The sequence below is a fragment of the Acidovorax sp. LjRoot129 genome, from assembly GCF_964253765.1.
Lineage (GTDB): Bacteria > Pseudomonadota > Gammaproteobacteria > Burkholderiales > Burkholderiaceae_C > Acidovorax.
This window is the reverse complement of record NZ_CAXUSE020000001.1, coordinates 5,130,111-5,148,407: the sequence shown is the minus strand read 5'-3', so window position 1 is coordinate 5,148,407 and position 18,297 is coordinate 5,130,111. Positions and strand designations below refer to the sequence as shown.

The 18,297-nt window shown below is 64.4% G+C and carries 18 protein-coding genes; 13 read left to right on the top strand and 5 right to left on the bottom strand.

Going from position 1 to position 18,297, the window contains the following annotated elements; translation table 11 throughout:
• Nucleotides 1-127 precede the first annotated feature (127 nt).
• Nucleotides 128-1,123, top strand: a complete 996-nt coding sequence (locus ACSQ3Q_RS23615) for a tripartite tricarboxylate transporter substrate-binding protein (protein WP_436137064.1) — start codon at nt 128-130, stop codon at nt 1,121-1,123.
• Nucleotides 1,124-1,391: 268 nt separating this feature from the next.
• On the opposite strand, the gene ACSQ3Q_RS23610 is transcribed toward ACSQ3Q_RS23615, so the two are convergent.
• The 3 genes from ACSQ3Q_RS23610 to ACSQ3Q_RS23600 form a co-directional block, all read right to left on the bottom strand.
• Entirely contained in the window at nt 1,392-2,129 is a 738-nt protein-coding gene (locus ACSQ3Q_RS23610) for an SPOR domain-containing protein (protein WP_436136736.1), read from the bottom strand.
• Between the two features lie 65 nt (nt 2,130-2,194).
• Nucleotides 2,195-3,124, bottom strand: a complete 930-nt coding sequence (locus ACSQ3Q_RS23605) for a biotin--[acetyl-CoA-carboxylase] ligase (RefSeq protein WP_436136735.1) — start codon at nt 3,122-3,124, stop codon at nt 2,195-2,197.
• Complete coding sequence (locus tag ACSQ3Q_RS23600) at nt 3,121-3,753, bottom strand: SET domain-containing protein (RefSeq protein ID WP_436136734.1); 633 nt, start codon at nt 3,751-3,753, stop codon at nt 3,121-3,123. The genes ACSQ3Q_RS23605 and ACSQ3Q_RS23600 overlap by 4 nt, the downstream gene beginning before the upstream one ends.
• A 148-nt stretch (nt 3,754-3,901) precedes the next feature.
• On the opposite strand from ACSQ3Q_RS23600, the gene ACSQ3Q_RS23595 reads away from it, so the two are divergent.
• The 6 genes from ACSQ3Q_RS23595 to ACSQ3Q_RS23570 all read left to right on the top strand — a co-directional run bounded on the left by ACSQ3Q_RS23595 (nt 3,902) and on the right by ACSQ3Q_RS23570 (nt 10,054).
• Nucleotides 3,902-6,829, top strand: a complete 2,928-nt coding sequence (locus ACSQ3Q_RS23595) for a DNA topoisomerase III (protein ID WP_436136733.1) — start codon at nt 3,902-3,904, stop codon at nt 6,827-6,829.
• Nucleotides 6,826-7,047, top strand: coding sequence for a hypothetical protein (locus ACSQ3Q_RS23590; RefSeq protein WP_436136732.1), 222 nt, complete (start codon nt 6,826-6,828; stop codon nt 7,045-7,047). The genes ACSQ3Q_RS23595 and ACSQ3Q_RS23590 overlap by 4 nt, the downstream gene beginning before the upstream one ends.
• 139 nt (nt 7,048-7,186) lie before the next feature.
• Nucleotides 7,187-7,963, top strand: a complete 777-nt coding sequence (locus ACSQ3Q_RS23585; protein WP_436136731.1) for a helix-turn-helix transcriptional regulator — start codon at nt 7,187-7,189, stop codon at nt 7,961-7,963.
• Nucleotides 7,964-8,192: 229 nt separating this feature from the next.
• Entirely contained in the window at nt 8,193-8,810 is a 618-nt protein-coding gene (locus ACSQ3Q_RS23580) for a YbhB/YbcL family Raf kinase inhibitor-like protein (protein ID WP_436136730.1), read from the top strand.
• A gap of 249 nt (nt 8,811-9,059) precedes the next feature.
• Entirely contained in the window at nt 9,060-9,410 is a 351-nt protein-coding gene (locus ACSQ3Q_RS23575) for a DUF4124 domain-containing protein (protein WP_436136729.1), read from the top strand.
• Nucleotides 9,411-9,715: 305 nt separating this feature from the next.
• Nucleotides 9,716-10,054 (top strand): DUF2834 domain-containing protein, encoded by a 339-nt coding sequence (locus ACSQ3Q_RS23570; RefSeq protein ID WP_436136728.1) that lies wholly within the window; start codon nt 9,716-9,718, stop codon nt 10,052-10,054.
• Here ACSQ3Q_RS23570 and ACSQ3Q_RS23565 read toward each other — a convergent pair.
• Entirely contained in the window at nt 10,015-10,872 is an 858-nt protein-coding gene (locus ACSQ3Q_RS23565) for a helix-turn-helix domain-containing protein (RefSeq protein ID WP_436136727.1), read from the bottom strand. The two genes, ACSQ3Q_RS23570 and ACSQ3Q_RS23565, sit on opposite strands and share 40 nt — an antisense overlap.
• Nucleotides 10,873-10,986: 114 nt before the next feature.
• On the opposite strand from ACSQ3Q_RS23565, the gene ACSQ3Q_RS23560 reads away from it, so the two are divergent.
• The 5 genes from ACSQ3Q_RS23560 to ACSQ3Q_RS23540 all read left to right on the top strand — a co-directional run bounded on the left by ACSQ3Q_RS23560 (nt 10,987) and on the right by ACSQ3Q_RS23540 (nt 15,482).
• A complete protein-coding gene (locus ACSQ3Q_RS23560) occupies nt 10,987-11,751 on the top strand; it encodes a tyrosine-protein phosphatase (RefSeq protein WP_436136726.1) in 765 nt (254 codons plus the stop codon).
• Between the two features lie 214 nt (nt 11,752-11,965).
• Nucleotides 11,966-12,238 carry a hypothetical protein gene (locus ACSQ3Q_RS23555; RefSeq protein WP_436136725.1) on the top strand — a complete coding sequence of 91 codons (273 nt, stop codon included), beginning with the start codon at nt 11,966-11,968 and terminating at the stop codon, nt 12,236-12,238.
• 900 nt (nt 12,239-13,138) lie between these two features.
• Nucleotides 13,139-14,647 (top strand): hypothetical protein, encoded by a 1,509-nt coding sequence (locus ACSQ3Q_RS23550; RefSeq protein ID WP_436136724.1) that lies wholly within the window; start codon nt 13,139-13,141, stop codon nt 14,645-14,647.
• Nucleotides 14,648-14,658: 11 nt separating this feature from the next.
• Nucleotides 14,659-14,862, top strand: a complete 204-nt coding sequence (locus ACSQ3Q_RS23545; RefSeq protein ID WP_436136723.1) for a hypothetical protein — start codon at nt 14,659-14,661, stop codon at nt 14,860-14,862.
• 62 nt (nt 14,863-14,924) lie between these two features.
• On the top strand, nt 14,925-15,482 hold the full coding sequence (locus tag ACSQ3Q_RS23540; protein ID WP_436136722.1) for a Fic family protein: 558 nt from the start codon (nt 14,925-14,927) through the stop codon (nt 15,480-15,482).
• Between the two features lie 30 nt (nt 15,483-15,512).
• Here the strand turns inward: ACSQ3Q_RS23540 and ACSQ3Q_RS23535 are convergent, their stop codons facing one another.
• Nucleotides 15,513-16,661, bottom strand: a complete 1,149-nt coding sequence (locus ACSQ3Q_RS23535) for a Fic family protein (protein ID WP_436136721.1) — start codon at nt 16,659-16,661, stop codon at nt 15,513-15,515.
• 192 nt (nt 16,662-16,853) lie between these two features.
• On the opposite strand from ACSQ3Q_RS23535, the gene ACSQ3Q_RS23530 reads away from it, so the two are divergent.
• Complete coding sequence (locus ACSQ3Q_RS23530) at nt 16,854-18,263, top strand: DUF2130 domain-containing protein (protein WP_436136720.1); 1,410 nt, start codon at nt 16,854-16,856, stop codon at nt 18,261-18,263.
• Nucleotides 18,264-18,297 lie beyond the last annotated feature (34 nt).

Sequence of the window (18,297 nt, the reverse complement as noted above, 5' to 3'; positions counted from 1 at the left end):
ACAAGGCGGTCCGGCGCGGCACATTCCGCCCCGGAATGGGATGAGTTCCAAACGTCGTTAGCCAGCGCGGCGGTGCCTGTCCAGAATGGGCCGCACATGCCGCGAGGCGAGGACACCCACGATGACGATGCAACGACGCAAGCTGCTGATCTCCACCGCCGCGGCCGCGGCCTGCCTGGGCCGGGCGCACGCCCAGCCGCTGACTCCCCCCGCATCCTCCCCCGCGGGCGGTGCGCGGCCCGTGCGCCTGCTCGTGCCCTTTGCCGCAGGCGGCGCCACCGACATCACCGCGCGCACGCTGGCCGGGCCGCTGGCGCTGCTGCTGGGCGTGCCGGTGACGGTAGAGAACCGCCCCGGCGCCGCGGGTGCGACCTGCATGGCCGAGGTGGCGGCCGCCGCACCCGACGGCAGCACGCTGGGCGTCGCCACGTTGTCTACCCACGGCGTGAACCCGGCCGTCTACAAACAGCTGCCGTACCACGCGCTCGACGGCTTCACCCCGATCACCGAAATCGTCAAGGCGCCCGGCGTGCTGGTGGTACACCCCAGCCTGCCCGCGCAGGACTTTGCCCAGTTCATCCAGCATGTGAAGGCGCGGCCGGACCAGCTGGCCTATGCCTCGCCCGGCAACGGCACCATCGGCCACATGTGGGGTGAGCTGCTCAAGAGCAGCGCCAATGTGCGCCTGAACCATGTACCGCAGGCCGGTGCGGCGGCCGCCCTGGCCGAGGTGCTGGCGGGCCGGGTGCCGGTGTACTTTGACCAGGTGGCGTCGTCGCTGCCGCACATCCAGGCGGCGCGCCTGCGCGCGCTGGCCGTGTCGTGGAACCAGCGCCTGGCCGTGTTGCCCGAGGTGCCGACGTATGCCGAGCTGAGCCTGTTCTCCAACAACGACCCTTCGTGGTTTGGCCTGGTCGCCCCGGCGCGCATGCCATCGGCCGCGGCGCGGCGGCTGCGCGACGCCGTCGCCACGGTGCTGCGCGACCCCGGCGTGCTGGCGCGCCTGGGCGAGCAGGGGCTGTTTGCCTCGGGCAGCCTGCCGGACGAGTTTGCCGCGCAGATCCGCAAGGAGGTCGAAAAGATGCGCCGCGTGAGCCGGTTTGCGCGCATCACGCTGGATTGAGTGGCGCCGGCGGTTGCGGCAGGTCGCAGGAGGTCCCGGCGTGGGAGCGTTGCGCGGGGGGCAGGTGCTGCAGATGGCTGCTGCGCCGGCCTTGCGTGGACTTGCTGCGCGGGCCGGGGCAGTGGCGTGAAAGGGCTGGCGCGCTGGCGGATGCACTTTCCGCTCAGAAATTGAATCATTTTGGCCGCCAGCGCTTGTCCTGTAAGCGTTATAAGCTATTGTTTTTATAGCGATTCGGCAATCACCGCCCGCAACGCTGGCTCGCCCACTAGCCGCAAGTACGCAGCGTCTTCCCCGCCATTGCCGTGCGCAGTGCATCGAGCTGCGGGCGCAGCGCGTCGTTGACCGACGGCAAGCGCAGCGTGAAACCTGCCGTGTCGGGCCGCTCCTGCACCACGCGGGCGGTGCGCACGCCCTTGGTGCCCAGGTTGGCCAGCTCGCGCTCGGCGGCGTCCTTCGAGGTGAAGCGGCCCAGCGACAGGCCCAGCTCCAGCGTGCCGCCCGCGCGGTCGTGGTCCACCTTGCGGGCGCGCAGCTCGGCGCGTTTGCGATCCAGCGCTTCCTGGTCTTCGAAGCGGCCCATGTAGAGCATCCAGCGGCCCGGCACGGGCGTGGGGTCCAGCACCCAGCTGCCCTGCGGCAGGCTGGCCGCGGCGGTGCGCAGCGCCTCGGCCTGGCGCTCGTCAAACACGCCGGCCTGTAGGCATTCGGCGGTGTCGGCGGAGGGCGGGGTGGAGGGGGCAGAAGACGACGAAATCGCAGACGCATCGGCCGACGCCGGGCCTGCGGGCGCGGCCGAGGAGGAAGGGGAAGAGGGCAACGACGAGGACGCCTTGCCCGGGGTGACCCGCAGGATCTGCAGCGTCTCGGGGCGGATCTGCTGGTCCATGCGCTGGGGCTCGGCCTGCTCCTCGGGGGCAAAACCCCAGTCCTTGAGCAAGCCCTGCGACCACGCGTAGTAGCCCGCGTTGGCCAGCAGCAGCACGATCACGGCAAGTCGCAGCATGGTGCTTGGCCTTTCACATCGGAGGGGTCGTAAAAAATCGGGAGAGTGGCCATCGCGCTCCCCGGTCACACCGGCGGCACAGCCGTGGGGCGCACGCTGATCTCGGAGCTGGTGATGGCCTGCATGCCGCCGGCCGTGTGCACCAGCAGCGCACCGTCTTCGCCCACGCCATGGGCCGTGCCGGCGGTGCCGTCGCTCAGCGTCACGGCGCGGCCCTGCAGCACGTCGCGGGCCGCAAAACGCGGTTGCATGGGGCCAAAGCCGTAGCCCTCGAACGAGCGCAGCAGCGCCACCAGCGGCGGCACGATGCGCAGCAGTGCCGTGGGCGCATCCAGCCCGGGCTCCACGTCTTGCAGGCTGCCGGGCGGCATGCTCATGCCCTCGCCGCTGCGCGGCAGCACGTTGATGCCAATGCCCACCACCACGTAGCGTGCGGTGCTGGGGGCGCCCGGGTGCGGTGGGGCTGTTGGGGGCTGTGGCAGCGATGGCGCTTGCTGCGGCGACACAAAACTCGCCGTCTCCACCAGGATGCCGCCCAGCTTGCGGTCACCGCCCGCACCGCCCAGCCACAAGTCGTTGGGCCACTTGAGCCCCACGCGCGCAGGCTGGCCGGCGCCCAGCGGCGGCAGCACGGGTTGCAGGCTCTCGGCCACGCTCACGCCCACGGCCAGCGACAGGCCCGACCAGTCGCGTGGCGCCAGCGGCAGGCCCAGCGACATCATCAGCGACGGCACAGCGCGCGTGCCGGCGGCTTGGCTGCCGGCGCTGCCCTCAGCCTCGCCGCTTTGCCATGCCCGCCCCATGCGGCCCCGCCCTGCGGTCTGCTGCTCGGCCACCAGCAGCGTGGGTTCGCACTGGCCGGCGCGCGCGCGGCGCATCAGTTCGGTATTGGTCGAATCGATGCTGGGGAGCACCTCGACGGTAAAGCCCGGTAACAGCGGTGAGACGGCCTCCCACACGGCCTCGGCGGGCCAGCGGATGGGAATGCTGTTCACCGGCCGCGGCCTTTCTGGGCGGGTTGCGCTGGCTTGGTGAGGGCCTTGGCAGATTGGGCAGGCTTGGGCGGTTTGGCGGGCTTCGCAGGTTTGGCGAGGTTCGCGGCCGCCTTGACCGTGCTGCGCGGCACGGGCGGCGCCCAGCCACGCTTGGGTGCCAGCAGCGTGCCGCGGCAGTTGTCGCTGCCACACCAGCAGGGGTATTCGGCCTTGAGCTTCTTCGTGTAGCGCTCTTCGATGATCAGGCCGTAGTCGTAGTTGAGCTCTTCGCCCGCAGAGATATTGCGCAGCGCGGTGATAAAAATGCGCCCATCCCGTTCGTCGGCGTAGCAGTTGGGGTTGCAGCTGTGGTTGATCCAGCGCGAGGAGTTGCCACCGAACTTTGCGTCGATCACGCGGTCTTCATCCACGTGGAAGTAAAACGTGTGGTTGGGTTGCAGGGGATCGTGGGGGTGGCGGTCCTGCGCTTCTTGCCAGGTGATGACCTCGCCGGTGTACTCCACCAGCACCTCGCCCTCGGCGATGTCCTGCACGGCAAACACGCCGTTGCCGTGGACTGCCGAGTGCCGGGTCTGGATGCGGCGGCCCGGTGCGGTGGTGGGGGCGGCGGGCGATGCAAAGCGGGGCATGGCAAAAACTCTGTTAACTTGATAGTGCACACACGTGTGTGCGTGCGCGTATGTGTGTATGCGCGCGAAACCCGAATTGTAGAAGCGCCCGGGCCGGACCCGGACGCTCAGACCGAATGACGACGACAGGCAAGAGCCTTCCAAGAAAATGACCAAGACCCTGGTAATTGCAGAAAAACCCTCCGTGGCGCAGGACATCGTGCGTGCACTGACGCCCGTGGCGGGCAAGTTCGACAAACACGACGACCATTTCGAGAACGACCGCTATGTGGTCACCAGCGCCGTGGGCCATCTGGTGGAGATCCAGGCGCCGGAAGAGTTTGACGTCAAGCGCGGCAAGTGGAGCTTTGCCCACCTGCCCGTCATCCCGCCGTACTTTGACTTGAAGCCCGTGGACAAGACCAAGACGCGCCTGAACGCGGTGGTCAAGCAGGCCAAGCGCAAAGACGTGACGCAACTCATCAACGCCTGTGACGCGGGCCGCGAGGGTGAGCTAATCTTCCGCCTGATCGAGCAGTACGCCGGTGGTGCCAAGCCGCTGGGCAAACCCGTCAAGCGCCTGTGGCTGCAGTCCATGACGCCCCAGGCCATCCGCGACGGCTTTGACGCGCTGCGCACCGAGCAGCAGATGGCGGGCCTAGCACACGCCGCCCGCAGCCGCTCTGAGGCCGACTGGCTGGTGGGCATCAACGGCACGCGCGCCATGACGGCGTTCAACTCGCGCGATGGCGGGTTCTTCTTGACCACCGTGGGCCGGGTGCAGACGCCCACGCTGTCGCTGGTGGTGGAGCGCGAAGAAAAGATCCGCAAGTTCATCAGCCGTGACTACTGGGAAATCCACGCCACCTTCGGCGCCGAAGCCGGCGAGTACCCCGCCAAGTGGTTCGACCCCAAGTGGAAGAAATCGGAAGACGTCGAAGCCCGCGCTGACCGCGTGTGGTCGTCCGCCGAAGCCACGGCCATCGCCAACGCCGTGCGCGGCAAGCAGGCCACCGTCACCGAAGAGAGCAAGCCCACCACACAGGCGTCGCCCCTGCTGTTCGACCTGACGAGCCTGCAGCGCGAGGCCAACGGCAAGTTCGGCTTCTCGGCCAAGACCACGCTGGCCCTGGCGCAAAGCCTGTACGAGCGCCACAAGGCCCTGACCTACCCGCGGACTGACTCGCGCGCGCTGCCCGAGGACTACCTGCCGGTGGCAAAGCAGACCTTCGAGATGCTGGCCGACAGCGGCATGCGGCACCTGGCGCCGCACGCGCTCACGGCGCTGAACAACAACTACGTGCGCCCGTCCAAGCGCATCTTTGACAACAGCAAGGTGAGCGATCACTTTGCGATCATCCCCACGCTGCAGGCACCGAGCGGCCTGTCTGAAGCCGAGCAGAAGCTGTACGACCTGGTCGTGCGCCGCTTCATGGCCGTGTTCTTCCCCAGCGCTGAATACACGGTCACCACGCGCATCAGCACCGTGGCACCGCACAGCTTCAAGACCGAAGGCAAGGTACTGGTCAAGCCGGGCTGGCTGGCCATCTACGGCAAGGAAGCCGCGGAAGAAGTCGAAGGCGGCAAGGACGGCGACAAGGGCCAGAACCTGGTGCCCGTCAAACCCGGCGAAAGCGTCAACACCGTCGCCGTGGACCCCAAGGGCCTCAAGACCAAGCCGCCTGCGCGGTACTCTGAAGCCACGCTGCTGGGCGCTATGGAAAGCGCCGGCAAGCAGATCGACGACGACGAGCTGCGCGAGGCCATGCAGGAAAAAGGCCTGGGCACGCCTGCCACGCGCGCGGCCACCATCGAAGGCCTGCTGACCGAAAAGTACATGCTGCGCGAAGGCCGCGAGATCATCCCCACCGCCAAGGCGTTTCAGCTCATGACGCTGCTGCGCGGGCTGGAAGTCGACGAACTCTGCCGCGCCGACCTGACCGGCGAGTGGGAGTTCAAGCTCTCGCAAATGGAAAAGGGCTTGCTCACGCGCGAATCCTTCATGGCTGGCATTGCCACCATGACCGAGCGCATGGTCAAGAAGGCCAAGGAATACGACCGCGACACCATCCCCGGCGACTACGCCACGCTCGAATCGCCGTGCCCCAACTGCGGCGGCGTGGTGAAGGAAAACTACCGCCGCTTTGCCTGCGTAGGCAAGCCGGGCGCAGAGCCTTGCGGCTTCAGCTTCGGCAAGTCGCCCGCGGGCCGCACGTTTGAAAGGGCCGAGGCCAACGCCCTGCTGCGCGACAAAAAGATCGGCCCGCTGGAAGGCTTCCGCTCCAAGGCCGGCTGGCCGTTCACCTCCGAAATCATCATCAAGTACGACGACGAGGCGCACAACTACAAGCTCGAGTTCGACTTTGGCGACGACAAGAAGGGCGAGGAGTCCGGCGAGCTCGTGGAGTTTGAAGACGCCGCGCTCGGCCCTTGCCCCATCTGCGGCGCTGAGGTGCACGAGCACGGCAGCAACTACGTGTGCAGCAAGGCCGTGCCGACCGCCGCGCAGCCCACGCCCAGCTGCACCTTCAAGAGCGGCAAGATCATCCTGCAGCAGCCCGTGGAGCGCGAGCAGATGACCAAGCTGCTTTCCACCGGCAAGACCGACCTGCTCGACAAGTTTGTGAGCATGCGCACCCGCCGCGCCTTCAAGGCCCACCTGGCGTGGGACAAGGAAGCGGGCAAGGTCAACTTCGAGTTTGCGCCGAGCAAGTTCCCGCCGCGCCCCGGCGCTGCTGCAAAATCAATAGCAGCCAAGGCAGGTAAAACAAGCGCTGGAGCCCCAAAAGCCGCTAAACCTGCTGCCGCCAAGAAGGCCCCGGCCACCAAGACCGCCGCCGCCAAGGCCCCGCGCAAAGCCGCAGCCGGCAAGGCCCCGAGCGCCGCCTTGGCCGCCGTGATCGGCACCGAGCCGGTGGCCCGCCCCGAGGCCGTGAAGAAGCTGTGGGAATACATCAAGGCCCACAACCTGCAGGACCCCAAGGACAAGCGCACCATCGTCGCCGACGACAAGCTGCGCGCGGTGTTTGGCAAGGACAGCGCGGGCATGTTCGAGCTGGCGGGCATCTTGGGTAATCACCTGGGTGGCGAAGGATGAAGTCGCAACGCGCTGCATCTCCAGCATCGCCTGTGCAGGGTTTCTGGCGCACCGCGCTGGTGGCCCTCGCTGTCGCGGCTGGGCTGGCGGGTTGCAGCCGCACCTCCAGTTCTGCGCGCTCCAGCGACCCCGCAACCCAGCAGCCACAGAAGGGCGCCAGCGGCGTGACCGTGTTTGGCGATATCGATGTGAACGTGACGCGGGAGCGCTCGCGCTAAGGTGCTCAGGCGCGGTGTGCCACAAAGCCCTTGTTGGCCCTAGCGGCTGCACCCGCGCGAAGGCCGCCCCCAAGGTGGCGCGTCTACAAGCCTGGCCTGCACGGTCGATGACTGAACCTGAGCCGCAGGGGAATGAATGATGGGCGAACCCGCACTGTCCTTGCAGATAGCCACCACGGTGCACCACCGCATCCACACCGTCACGGTGCGCATGGATTCGGTGGGCTGGGTGGTCTCGGGCACCAAGCACCTGGTCACGCCCGGCGGCAGCCACCGGTATCGCGCCGGCCAGGTGTTTGTGCTGCCGCGCGGCGCCCAGTGGGAGGTCGTCAACGACCCGGCCCCGCAAGGCCGCTACGTAGCGCGGCTGCTGTGTTTTACGCCCGAACTCATCGAGCAGTTCCACCGCCAGTTCGGCCAGTTTGCGGCGGTGGCGCCCGTGCAGGGCTGTGCGGGTTTTGACCCCGATGCTGCTTTTGAAGAAAGCTTCATGCGCGCCGTGACTGCGCTGGAGAGCGACACCAGCTCGCACCTGCTGCGCGAACACCGCGCGCTCGAAGTGCTGCTCATGCTGGCCGAAGCCGGCGTGGTGTTGCCTGCGCCCGGCGAGCTCGGCTGGGCCGAGCGCCTGCGCCGCCTGGTGGGCCCCAGCCCCGACGCCGACTGGACGGTCGAGCGCATTGCCGCGGCCTTTGCCACCAGCCCCAGTACGCTACAGCGCCGCCTGGCGCAAGAGGGCGAAACTGTCAGCCAGTGCCTGCGCGACGTGCGGCTGGAGACGGGCCTCGTGCTGCTGCAAAGCTCCACGCTGCAGGTGTCCGAGATCGCCAGCCGCTGCGGCTATGAATCGCACAGCCGCTTCAGCGCCGCGTTCCGCGAACGCTTCGGCTTCCCGCCGTCGCAGCTGCGGCCCTGACGCTGCGCCTGACCGATCGGCACGCAAAAAAGCAAAACCGTTCACTGAGCGCAGTCGATGCGCCGCGCAGTGCTTCCACAGGCTCAGCACGACTGGATTGGGTGTGGATGAGCGCACAAGGGGATGACGCGCGGCGCACAGCCATTGACGCCGCTAGGCCAGCGCTTGAGCGCCGCGCGCAGCACCATCAAGGTCTTGTTTCACACTGCCATCCCAAGGAGCCTTGTCCATGCCACAACTTTCATCCCGTCACCACCGCGTTCTGACCGCCATCGCCACGCTGGGCTTCGCACTGGCCGCCAGCAACCTCGCCATCACCGCCGCCCATGCCCAGGCCTTCACGCTCAGCAGCCCCGACTTTGCAGCTAACGCCACGCTGCCCCAGCGCTTTGAGTTCAACGGCTTTGGCTGCGCGGGCGACAACCAATCCCCCGCCCTGCGCTGGAGCGGCGCGCCCGCGGGGACGCAGAGCTTTGCAGTGACGGCGTACGACCCCGACGCACCCACCGGCTCCGGCTGGTGGCACTGGTCGGTGGTGAACATCCCCGCAAGCGTTAACGAGCTTCGGCCCGACGCAGGTGCTGCCGGCGGTGCCAAGCTGCCCGCCGGTGCCAGCCATGTGCGCATCGACTACGGCGTGGCCGCCTGGGGCGGCGCCTGCCCGCCCGAGGGCGACGCGCCCCACCGCTACATCTTCACCGTGCATGCGCTCAAGGTGCCGCGTCTGGACCTGCCCGCCGACGCCACAGCCGCGCTGGCGGGCTACATGATCAACGCCAACAGCCTGGGCAAGGCCACAGTCACGGCGCGCTATGGGCGGCCCGCCAAGGGCGCTGCCGCCAAGTGACGGTCGAGGGGGCGCGTTGGGCCTGACGTGCCCGCACCTTTGGCATAGCGGTCATCGATTGGGCGGAGCCTGCTGCCAAAGCCAAAGCCAAAGCCAAAGCCAAAGCCAAAGCCAAAGCGGATCAGCAGCGCTCCGCCAGGGCGCAGCGCCACTGCGGCTGCCGTGCCGCCGCAGATTTCCCTAAACTCTGCGTCTTCTGGCCCCGCCCTGGCGCGGGCTTCTTCATCCCGCCATCCACCGAGCCCACCCATGCGCAGCCCCCGAGAACGTGCCTTCTGGTCTGTATTGGCCCTGGTGTTGCTGGCTGCAGCAGTTGCTGCCTGGTGGACGGCCGATCAGTGGCTGCCCCAGGCGGGGCCCTGGACCGAGCAGGCCTGGCGCAAGGTCACACGGCCCGGCCCTGAGAGTCTTCCGCCCGGCAAACAGCCAGCCGTCGGGCAGGCGCGCGGCGCCCGCGGCAGTGCATCCGAACCGCTGGCGCCAGAGCCGCGCAAATGCGTGAAGGACGGCCGCACCATCTACACCGACCAGCCCTGCCCCAAGGGCACGCAGGAGCTGCCGGTGGATGGCGCCGTGACCTCGCTGCCGCGCGCGCAGTAACAGCGGCGAACCCAACGCATCGGGCGGCGTTGCCCTGGTCCAGGGAGATGCCAGACAGCGACAGGCCCGCCGGTCCGCGCGGCATGTCGTTTTTTTCCTAGCCTGCCAGCGGGCTGCGCGGATTCAATCGGGACATTGATTCACTTCCACCAGTCCCTCGATACGAATTCGCGTTCCATCACATCCCACGCCGTCCGGGCTGAGCCCGCTGTCGATGCCGTGCGCATCGCTTCGACAACTGGCTCAGCGTGGGCGGCTCGGGTGTTGTGGAACGCGACTTGGCAGGAGCGGGGCTGCAACCACCAATGCAAAACCCAAAACATCTGCGCGCATTTTTTCTGGTGCTGGCCGCCCTGGGCCTGGCCATCCCTTGGTACTTCAACACCGTGTACTTTTTGACAGGCGGCAGCGTGATGCCCGATGTCTTCTGGCGCGATGCCTTTGCCAATCCCCTCACCACCGGCATCACCTGCGACGTGTACCTGGCCGCCGTGGCGTTCTCGGCCTGGGTGGCGGCGGACAGGAGCCTGGGCGCATGGCGCTGGGCTTACATCGTCGCCTGCTTTGGCATAGGCCTCGCGTTTGTGCTGCCGCTGTATCTGGCTCAGCGCCTGCGCGTGGGCTCCGAGGATGGGGCTGCTTGATTCGGTAGGGTCTGCGCACCGATCTGCAGGGGCCAGTGCGCGGTGAGCGGGCTGCGCGTGCCTTGTACCAGGGCCTGCAGCGGGTGGCCCGCCAGCCTGCGCACATCGCGCGCCATGTGCGACTGGTCGTAGTAACCCTGGTCGACCGCCAGGTCCACCACCGGGCCGCCGGGCGCGGCGAGGGCGTTGCCCAGCGTGCTGTTCAGCCGTGCAATCACCTGAAACTGCTTGGGCGCCAAGCCCCAATGCGCCACAAAGCGCCTTTCCAACTGCCGCCTGCTCAGGCCCATGGGTTGGTCCGCGCCCTTGGCGTCGTCGCTGGCCGCATGCAGCAAGGCCAGGGCTTGCTGCCGCCGTGCTTCACAAGGTGACGGCGGTGCGACCAGTTGCCGGACGAACTGGCACAACACCGTGAGCCGCGCGGCATCGTCTGCCGCTGCCAGCACGCCATGTTCCACCTCGGCCCACTCTGGCCCCACCAGTTCCGCCAAGGGCCGCAGCGTGTTCACCAGCCCGCGCGCGCCGGCAAACAGCGCCGCCGCGGCCTCCGGCTGCAGCACCAGCCCCACGGCCCGCACCGGCCCGCCGTGTTCGTACACCGTGGCCGTGGTGCTGGCGCTGATCCAGGCCGATGCCGGCACCAGCTCGCCCCCGCACCGCACCTGTCCCGCCAGCCGCACCACCAGCATGCTCGACACCATCGCCGGGAAATGTGACTGCGCCAGCGCCCCAGGGGCATCGACCACCACTCCTGCCATCAGCCAGGGCTGTAGATCAGGGGGTACGGGCACGTATCGCTGCATGGCCGGATTCTGCATGCCGTCGCCGCTCCTGCGTTCCTTCAACCGCCCGGGCGACATGCGCCTGCCGTACCGCCCGACTATCCTTGTGGCTTCCGCATCCCTACCCACCGCACGCCTGTGCCACGCACCATGCAGCAAGAGTCCGCACCCACCCGCTCCCTCCCCCTCGCCGGCGCCACCAACTTCCGCGACCTGGGCGGCTATATCGGCCACGGCGGGCGCCCGGTGAAATGGCGGCGCATCTTCCGCTCGGACCACTTGGCAAGCCTCACCGCCGAGGACCAGGCCGTGCTGGCCAACCTGGGCGTAGCCCGCGCCATCGACTTTCGCGGCAAGGCCGAGAGCGCCGCGTTTGCCTACGCGCTGCCCGGCATCGCCTACCACCCGCTCACCATCGAACCCACCGTGGTGCAACGCGCGCTGGAGCTGCAGCGCACCGGCCGCCAGCTCACCGCACAAGACGCGGTCGTGCTGATGCAAGACACCTACCGCGGCTTTGTGCACGACAACGCGCCGCGCTTTGCCGAACTGTTCCGCCTGCTGCTCGCCAGCGATGCGCCCACGGTGTTCCACTGCACCGCCGGCAAAGACCGCACCGGCTTTGCCGCCGCCCTCATCCTCCTGGCCCTGGGCGTGCCACGCGACGTGGTCATGCAGGACTACCTGCTCACCAACACCCTGTACCGCCGCCCCGAAGGCATGGGCAGCCATGCGCCCGAGGAAGTACTGGCTGTGCTGTGGCGCGTGCAGGAGGAGTTTCTGGACGCCGCGCTGCACATGGTGGACAACGACTTTGGCGGCGTGCAGGCGTACCTGGTGGAGGTGCTGGGGGTGGATGCGGCGGCGCAGAAGGAGCTGGCGGGGCGGTATCTGCAGGGGGATGCGGCTGGTTGATGGGCCGTTGCGATGACTGTCTAGGTCGGCGGTAGTCGTACGGCCGGCAAGGCCTGCGTGCCGGCCCCGCCAGTCGTTTGCCGAGACCGCAGCTTGCCGTGCACTACCTGCACCAAGACCAGCGCCGCCGCCCTTTGTCTAGCCGGTGCCGCTCAAGTGCCGCCGTCACATGCGGGCGAGCTGCTGTGCAGTGAGCAACAAAGGGAGAGCGCGTATGCCTGAATTCCATGCGAAGTCTGCGTTGCGTGCCCACATGGGCACCGCCGCCTTGCTCATCGTGGGCATCACACTGCTGGTGTTCAGCATCAGCGGCGAGATCATCGTGCGGTCACGTGGCGCCCCACCGTTCGTCGCGTACGCCGCAGGGCCAAATGCCACCGCTTTCGCGTGGAACGCCTGGGGGTGTTTGGCGCTGGGCGCAGTTGCTTTTGGGTATGGGTTGTGGCGCGGCGTGCGCTACTTTCGTGAGCTGAACGACGGGGCTTAGAGCACACCGCGCCTATCGATGCCGTGCTGCATGCTGGGCGGCCACAGCGCACCCCGCAATGTGGTTGCCACTGGTGCAAATCGCCACCGCAATGCCGCGCCGCCGGTTCCACCACAGCGCCGTGGCGGCAACCAACGGCAAACGTGGCCGAGCTGCCCACCAGCCCCATCAACCCATGAGCCAGCCTAAACCCCAACTGCTGCCCGACAGCCCCGCCCACACAAGCCGCCACACACCGCCACCGCCTCCACGCACAGCACCGGCATTAGCCCATGGCAGTCGCCCATGCGCCCCGTCCACAGCCCGCCCAGCCCCAGGTACACCGTCATCAGCTAGGGCAGGGAGGCATCCGCGCGGCCCACACCAAACTCGGCCTGCACGGCGGGCAGCACCACGGACACAACGTACATGCTGCTGCGCCCAGCACTACGAGGCCCAGCGTGGTCAGCAGGCGCCGGGCGGCTTGGGCGGAATCGATGAGGGATGTCGGGGCGGCGGTGGAGGTGGCTGCGGGAGGGTGGAGTATGCGGAGCAATTTATTCCAGGGGGTGGCAAGCGTCGGCGGGTTATGACGCTGTGTAGTTGGTTTGATATCGTTTTGATAGCTGACAGCGCTTGGTGAATGAGCGCTGGCGGCTATTTGGTTTTGAACTGTTTGCCTTTAGGTGGTGCGGACACCAGTAGTCCGTGCCACTGGTTGTCTTGGTTGGCGTGTCATTGATAAGTTGCGCCCTGCGCTGACGTCCCATACAGTGCATTTACAAATGCGCACACAACATTGAGCAATCGTTGGAGACGTGTATTTGCTGGATTTGCCCTGAGCGCAACTTGAATATAAAAATGCGCTTATAGATCAGTGGTGCGAATTATTATATTTCCGACAATTCCGGGTGGAATGCAATGGATGAAAGAGATATGCCAATTCAAATAGAAAGCAATGAGAAATCTGTACAGGCGACACCCGCAAATCCGCCGAATTTAAGCCACAGCAATCATCCTATGAATATGGTTCTGATGGATTTTCTGTCTAATGTGAGATCTATCCAAATGACTCGAAGAGTCGTTTTGCCTCATGTTTTTGATTGGCTAAAAGATCAACACGAAACGAGCGCGAAAAAACTGGCGAAATATACCTCACGTACCGACAACGGAGAGAGCATATACCGCGCGGTATCTGCACATCAAGCTTCCGAAATGTTTCGGGCTATCCGCGACCTAGATGGCCTTGGTGGTATGAAAATTCCTGAGACGCTTCAACGAAGTCTGTTTACTCAACTTTTTTCAGAATATGACGCTTTCGTCGGCGCCCTTTTAAAAGTTATTTATACAAGAAAAAGTGAGCTTCTTAAAGGGATTTCTAGGCAAGTTAGTTTTGGAGATCTCTTAAATTACGAAGATTTGAATGCGATAAAATTTGACATGCTCGAGAAAGAAGTCGAAACTTTCAGGCGTAATAGTTATGTGGACCAATTTACATCGCTGGAGTCTAAATTTGGAATGAAGTTGAAGGACTTCCCGGAATGGGGTGATTTTATTGAATTGTCCCAGCGAAGAAATTTGATTGTGCACAACGGAGGTGTCGTTAGTGATCAATATTTGCTAGTTTGCGATAAGGAAAATTATAAATTTGTAGAGCGCCCTAGAGTTGGCGAGGCTCTTTCGCTAAATGGTGATTATTTTTCACGAGCAATTATTGTTGTATCAAAGGTTGCCTTCATGTTATGCCATACACTTTGGCGAAAACTATTTCCGAGTGAGAGGGAAATTGCACATGAAGGAGCAAACTCGGCGCTGTATGACATCCTCAGGGATAAGCGGTGGAAAACGGCAAAAGCAATGGCTGAATTTGCTCTAACCAGCCCAATGAAGGAAAAAATTTCTGATATTGATTTGCGGATTAGAAGTATAAATTGCGCAATAGCGGCTAAATTCTCTGGAGACGAAGATTCTTGCAGAAAAATTATTGGATCGCTTGATTGGACGGCCTCTTTGCGTGATTTTCAGTTGGCAATTTTAGTATTGTCTGATAAGTTTTCAGAGGCGGCGGAGTTGATGCTCTCGATTGGTCGTCGAGGGGAAATTCTGGATGAGCTTTCATATCACGATTGGCCTTTATTCTACAAATTTCGAGAGTCTCCAGATTTTTTAGGTGCCTATGAGAAAATTTATGGCATTTCATTCATATCCGAATCAATTCGGCATAAAACGGAGGCTGTGGAAGCCACTCAAGCGGAATTTAATAATGGAGAGAGAAAGGCGGGAGTTCCTGAAGATATAAAGGCCTCCTCGTCGAAGGCATCTAAGGATTCGCCCACGCGAAAAGTACCAAAGAAACGGGCGCCTGCAAGTGACCCCCTGACCTCGACTGATGCACCAGCCGGAAACAAAAGATCGGCTAGTCGGACTTGAGCAGGACGCGCTTGACCAACGCCCAGTGCATCAGTGGCGCCCCGGTCGCTCACGCCGAGCATGGCTTTGAATTCGCCACGCGGCATTTCTGTGTGGAGCGGCAGGGCAGTGAGAGCGCTGCCGGGTTTGACCGCTACACGCTGATGAGCCTTGCGTTGTCTGAGACCCGCTGCCCAACCAGGCGGACGAAGGGCGCGTTCGTCAGCACATCGTAGAGATTGGCAAGAGCGTGTTTCGCCCCTTGTCGGTGCCGCCGCAAATCGACGAGGCACTGGCAATGCTGCTGACGAAGGCCAGCCAGATGGGCGACCCGTTTGAGCAGGCGTTTTTTATGCTGGTGCACGTGCCGTATTTGCAGCCCTTTGCCGATATCAACAAGCGCACCTCACGGCTCATCGCCAACTTGCCGCTGTTTCGCGCCAACCTGTGCCCGCTGACCTTTGTGGATGTGCCCGAGGCCGCCTACAGCCGCGCGATTTTGGGTGTGTACGAGTTGACCCGCGTGGAGCTGCTGCGCGATGTGTTTGTGTGGGCGTACGAGCGGTCTACACAGGAGTACCTGGCCATCAAGCAAGACCTGGCCGAGCCCGACCCCATTCGCCTTGCCTACCGCGATGTGATCAAGCAGACCGTTCACGCGGTGGTGATGCGCCCGGGCGAGGATGCCATGCCTCTTGTGACTCAGGCAGTGGCCGTCCGGGTGCCCGAGCCGGACCGCGCCGCTGTGTTGTCCATCACGGTGGATGAACTGCGCCGTCTGCACGAAGGTGTGTTAGCGCGCTATGGGTTGCGGCCCTCGGAGTCTGCGGCGTGGCGGGCGCAGGCTGCAGATTGAACTACAAATTTGATAGCTGCTAGCGGTCATCTATAAAGCGCTAGAGCCTGTTTTGACCAAAATGTATGCCGTACTGCGCCCGCCTCCATCCAGCCTCTGGAGCACACCTTGCGCCAGCAGGTTGTTGATATCCCGCAGCGCCGTATCCGATGAACATTTGGCAATCGCTGCCCACTTGGCGTTGTTGAGCTTGCCTTCCATGCCGTCCAGCACGCGGTTCAGCACCAGCGTCTGCCGCGCGTTCATTGGCACATCGGCCCAGCGTTGCCAGAACTGCGCTTTGCCGAGCACTCCGGCCAGCAAGCTTTCTTCGCCCTGTACAGCGCGCAGCAGGCAGCCCAGAAACCAGTCTAGCCACGGCGTCACGTCCAGCGGGGCGTGCTGGGTGGTCTCGAGTTGGTCGTAGTAGTGCTTGCGTTCGCGCTGGATTTGCGCGCTCAGGCTGTAAAAGCGCTGTGCTGAACCTTCGGCGCGCGCCAGTGCCATGTCGCTCACGGCGCGGCTGATACGGCCGTTGCCGTCGTCAAAGGGGTGCAGGGTGACGAGCCACAGGTGGGCCAGCCCGGCGTGGATCAACGGGTCGCCCACTGGCGGGGTGTTGTTGAACCACTGAAGAAACGCGGCGGTCTTGGCGGGCAGCTGCGCGGCGGGCGGGGCTTCATAGTGCACCTTTTCTCTGCTCACGGGGCCAGACACAACTTGCATAGGCCCCGCTGCATCTTTGCGCCACGCGCCCACCTGGATGCGCGTGTGGCCGCTGTAGCCGGTGGGGAACAGGGCGGCGTGCCAGCCAAACAGGCGCTCGGCGGTCAGGGGCTGGCTGTGGTGCTGGGTGGCGTCCAGCACCATGTCCACCACGCCGTCCACATGCCGGTCTGCGGGCGCCAATGCCCCAATATCCACACCCAGCCTGCGCGCGATGGAGGAGCGCACGGCGTCCAAATCCAGCGTTTCGCCTTCGATGGCGCTGGTGGTGATGACCTCTTGCGTGAGTGCTTGCAGCGTGGCCTGGTCGCGCTGCGGCAGCCCTACGTCGGCCATGCGCCCGGCCAGGTGGCCCTGGGCGCGGTGCACTTCGGCCAGCGGGGCGGCCAGCGCTGCCGCGTCAAAACGCCACTGCGGCCAGTCGGGGCGTTGCCACAAATAGGTACGGGGGCGGAGGGGCTTTTCGGTCCACATGCGGTGATTATGGAGGTTATTCGCCGCAAAATGTGCGGTGAATAGGTATGCGTTTTACCGCATTGCTAACGCACAGAGGCAACTGCGTGAAAAGCCGTGCTGCCAGAAGCATGCGCGTATACCGCGCCACATTGCTTTGCCAAGTGCCCGCTATGCTCCCCCACCAACGAAACACGACTCACGGTAGCCGCCATGCACGACATCATCTGCCCCCACTGCAACAAGGCGTTCAAGGTGGACGAAACCGGGTATGCCGACATCCTCAAGCAGGTACGCGACGCGGATTTCAACGAGCAGTTGCACGAGCGGCTGGAGCTGGCCGAGCAGGACAAGCGCAATGCGGTGGCGCTGGCGCAGGCACAGGTGGCCAATGAGCTGCAGAAGTCGGCGGCGGCCAAAGACACCGAGATTCAAGCCCTGAAGGCCCAGCTAGGTGCGGGCGCAATGGAGCGCGACTTGGCGGTGGCGCAGGCCCTGAGCGCGGTGGAAAAGCAGCGCGATGCCATGGCGAATGAGCTGGAGCGCGTGCGGCAAGCGCAGCAAACAGCGGCCCAGCTGGCAGAAGCCCGGCTGGCGCAGGAGCTGCAAGGCGTGGCCGCCAGAAAGGACGCCGAGATCCAGCAGCTCCAATCGAAGCTGGAGGCGGGCGAGGTGGTGCGCAGGCTGGCAGTGTCCGAGGCGGTCACGGTGGTGGCCCGGGAGCGCGATGAATTCAAGAACGACCTGAACCTGGTGGTGATGAAAAAGCAGCTGGAGGAGGCCGCCATCAAGGAGCAGTACGCCTTGCAGTTGCGTGACCGCGACGGCGAGATTGCGCGGCTGCGGGACATGAAGGCGCGCCTGTCGACCAAGATGGTGGGCGAGACGCTGGAGCAGCACTGCGAGACGGAGTTCAACCGCATCCGCGCCACGGCGTTTCCCCGCGCGTATTTCGAGAAGGACAACGATGCACGCAGCGGCAGCAAGGGCGACTACATCTTTCGCGACCTGGACGAGTCGGGCAACGAGATCGTCTCGATCATGTTCGAGATGAAGAACGAGAACGACGAGACCGCGACCAAAAAGCGCAACGAAGACTTTTTGAAAGAGCTGGACAAGGACCGTATTGAAAAAGGCTGCGAGTACGCGGTGCTGGTGTCGCTGCTGGAGCCTGAGAGCGAGCTGTACAACACCGGCATCGTGGACATGTTCTACCGCTACCCCAAGATGTACGTGGTGCGTCCTCAGTTCTTCATCCCCATCATCACGCTGCTGCGCAATGCTTCCATGAAGTCGCTGCAGTACAAGTCGGAGCTGGCGCTGGTGAAGGCGCAGAACCTGGACATCACCAAGTTCGAGTCGCAGCTGGAAGAGTTCAAAGGCGCCTTCGGGCGCAACTGGCGCCTCGCGTCGGACGGGTTCGAGGAGGCCATCAAGCGCATTGATGAGGCCATCAAGGACCTGGAGAAAACCAAGGAAGCGCTGCACAAGTCGGCCAACAATCTGCGCCTGGCCAACGACAAGGCCGAAGATCTCACGATCAAGAAGCTGACCCGCGGTAACCCGACGATGGCGGCACAGTTTGCGGAACTCAAGCAGGTGCGGATTTCGGATGGGGAGTGAGGGGGAGGGCCGGCCGGTGCGCTAGAGGCCAATC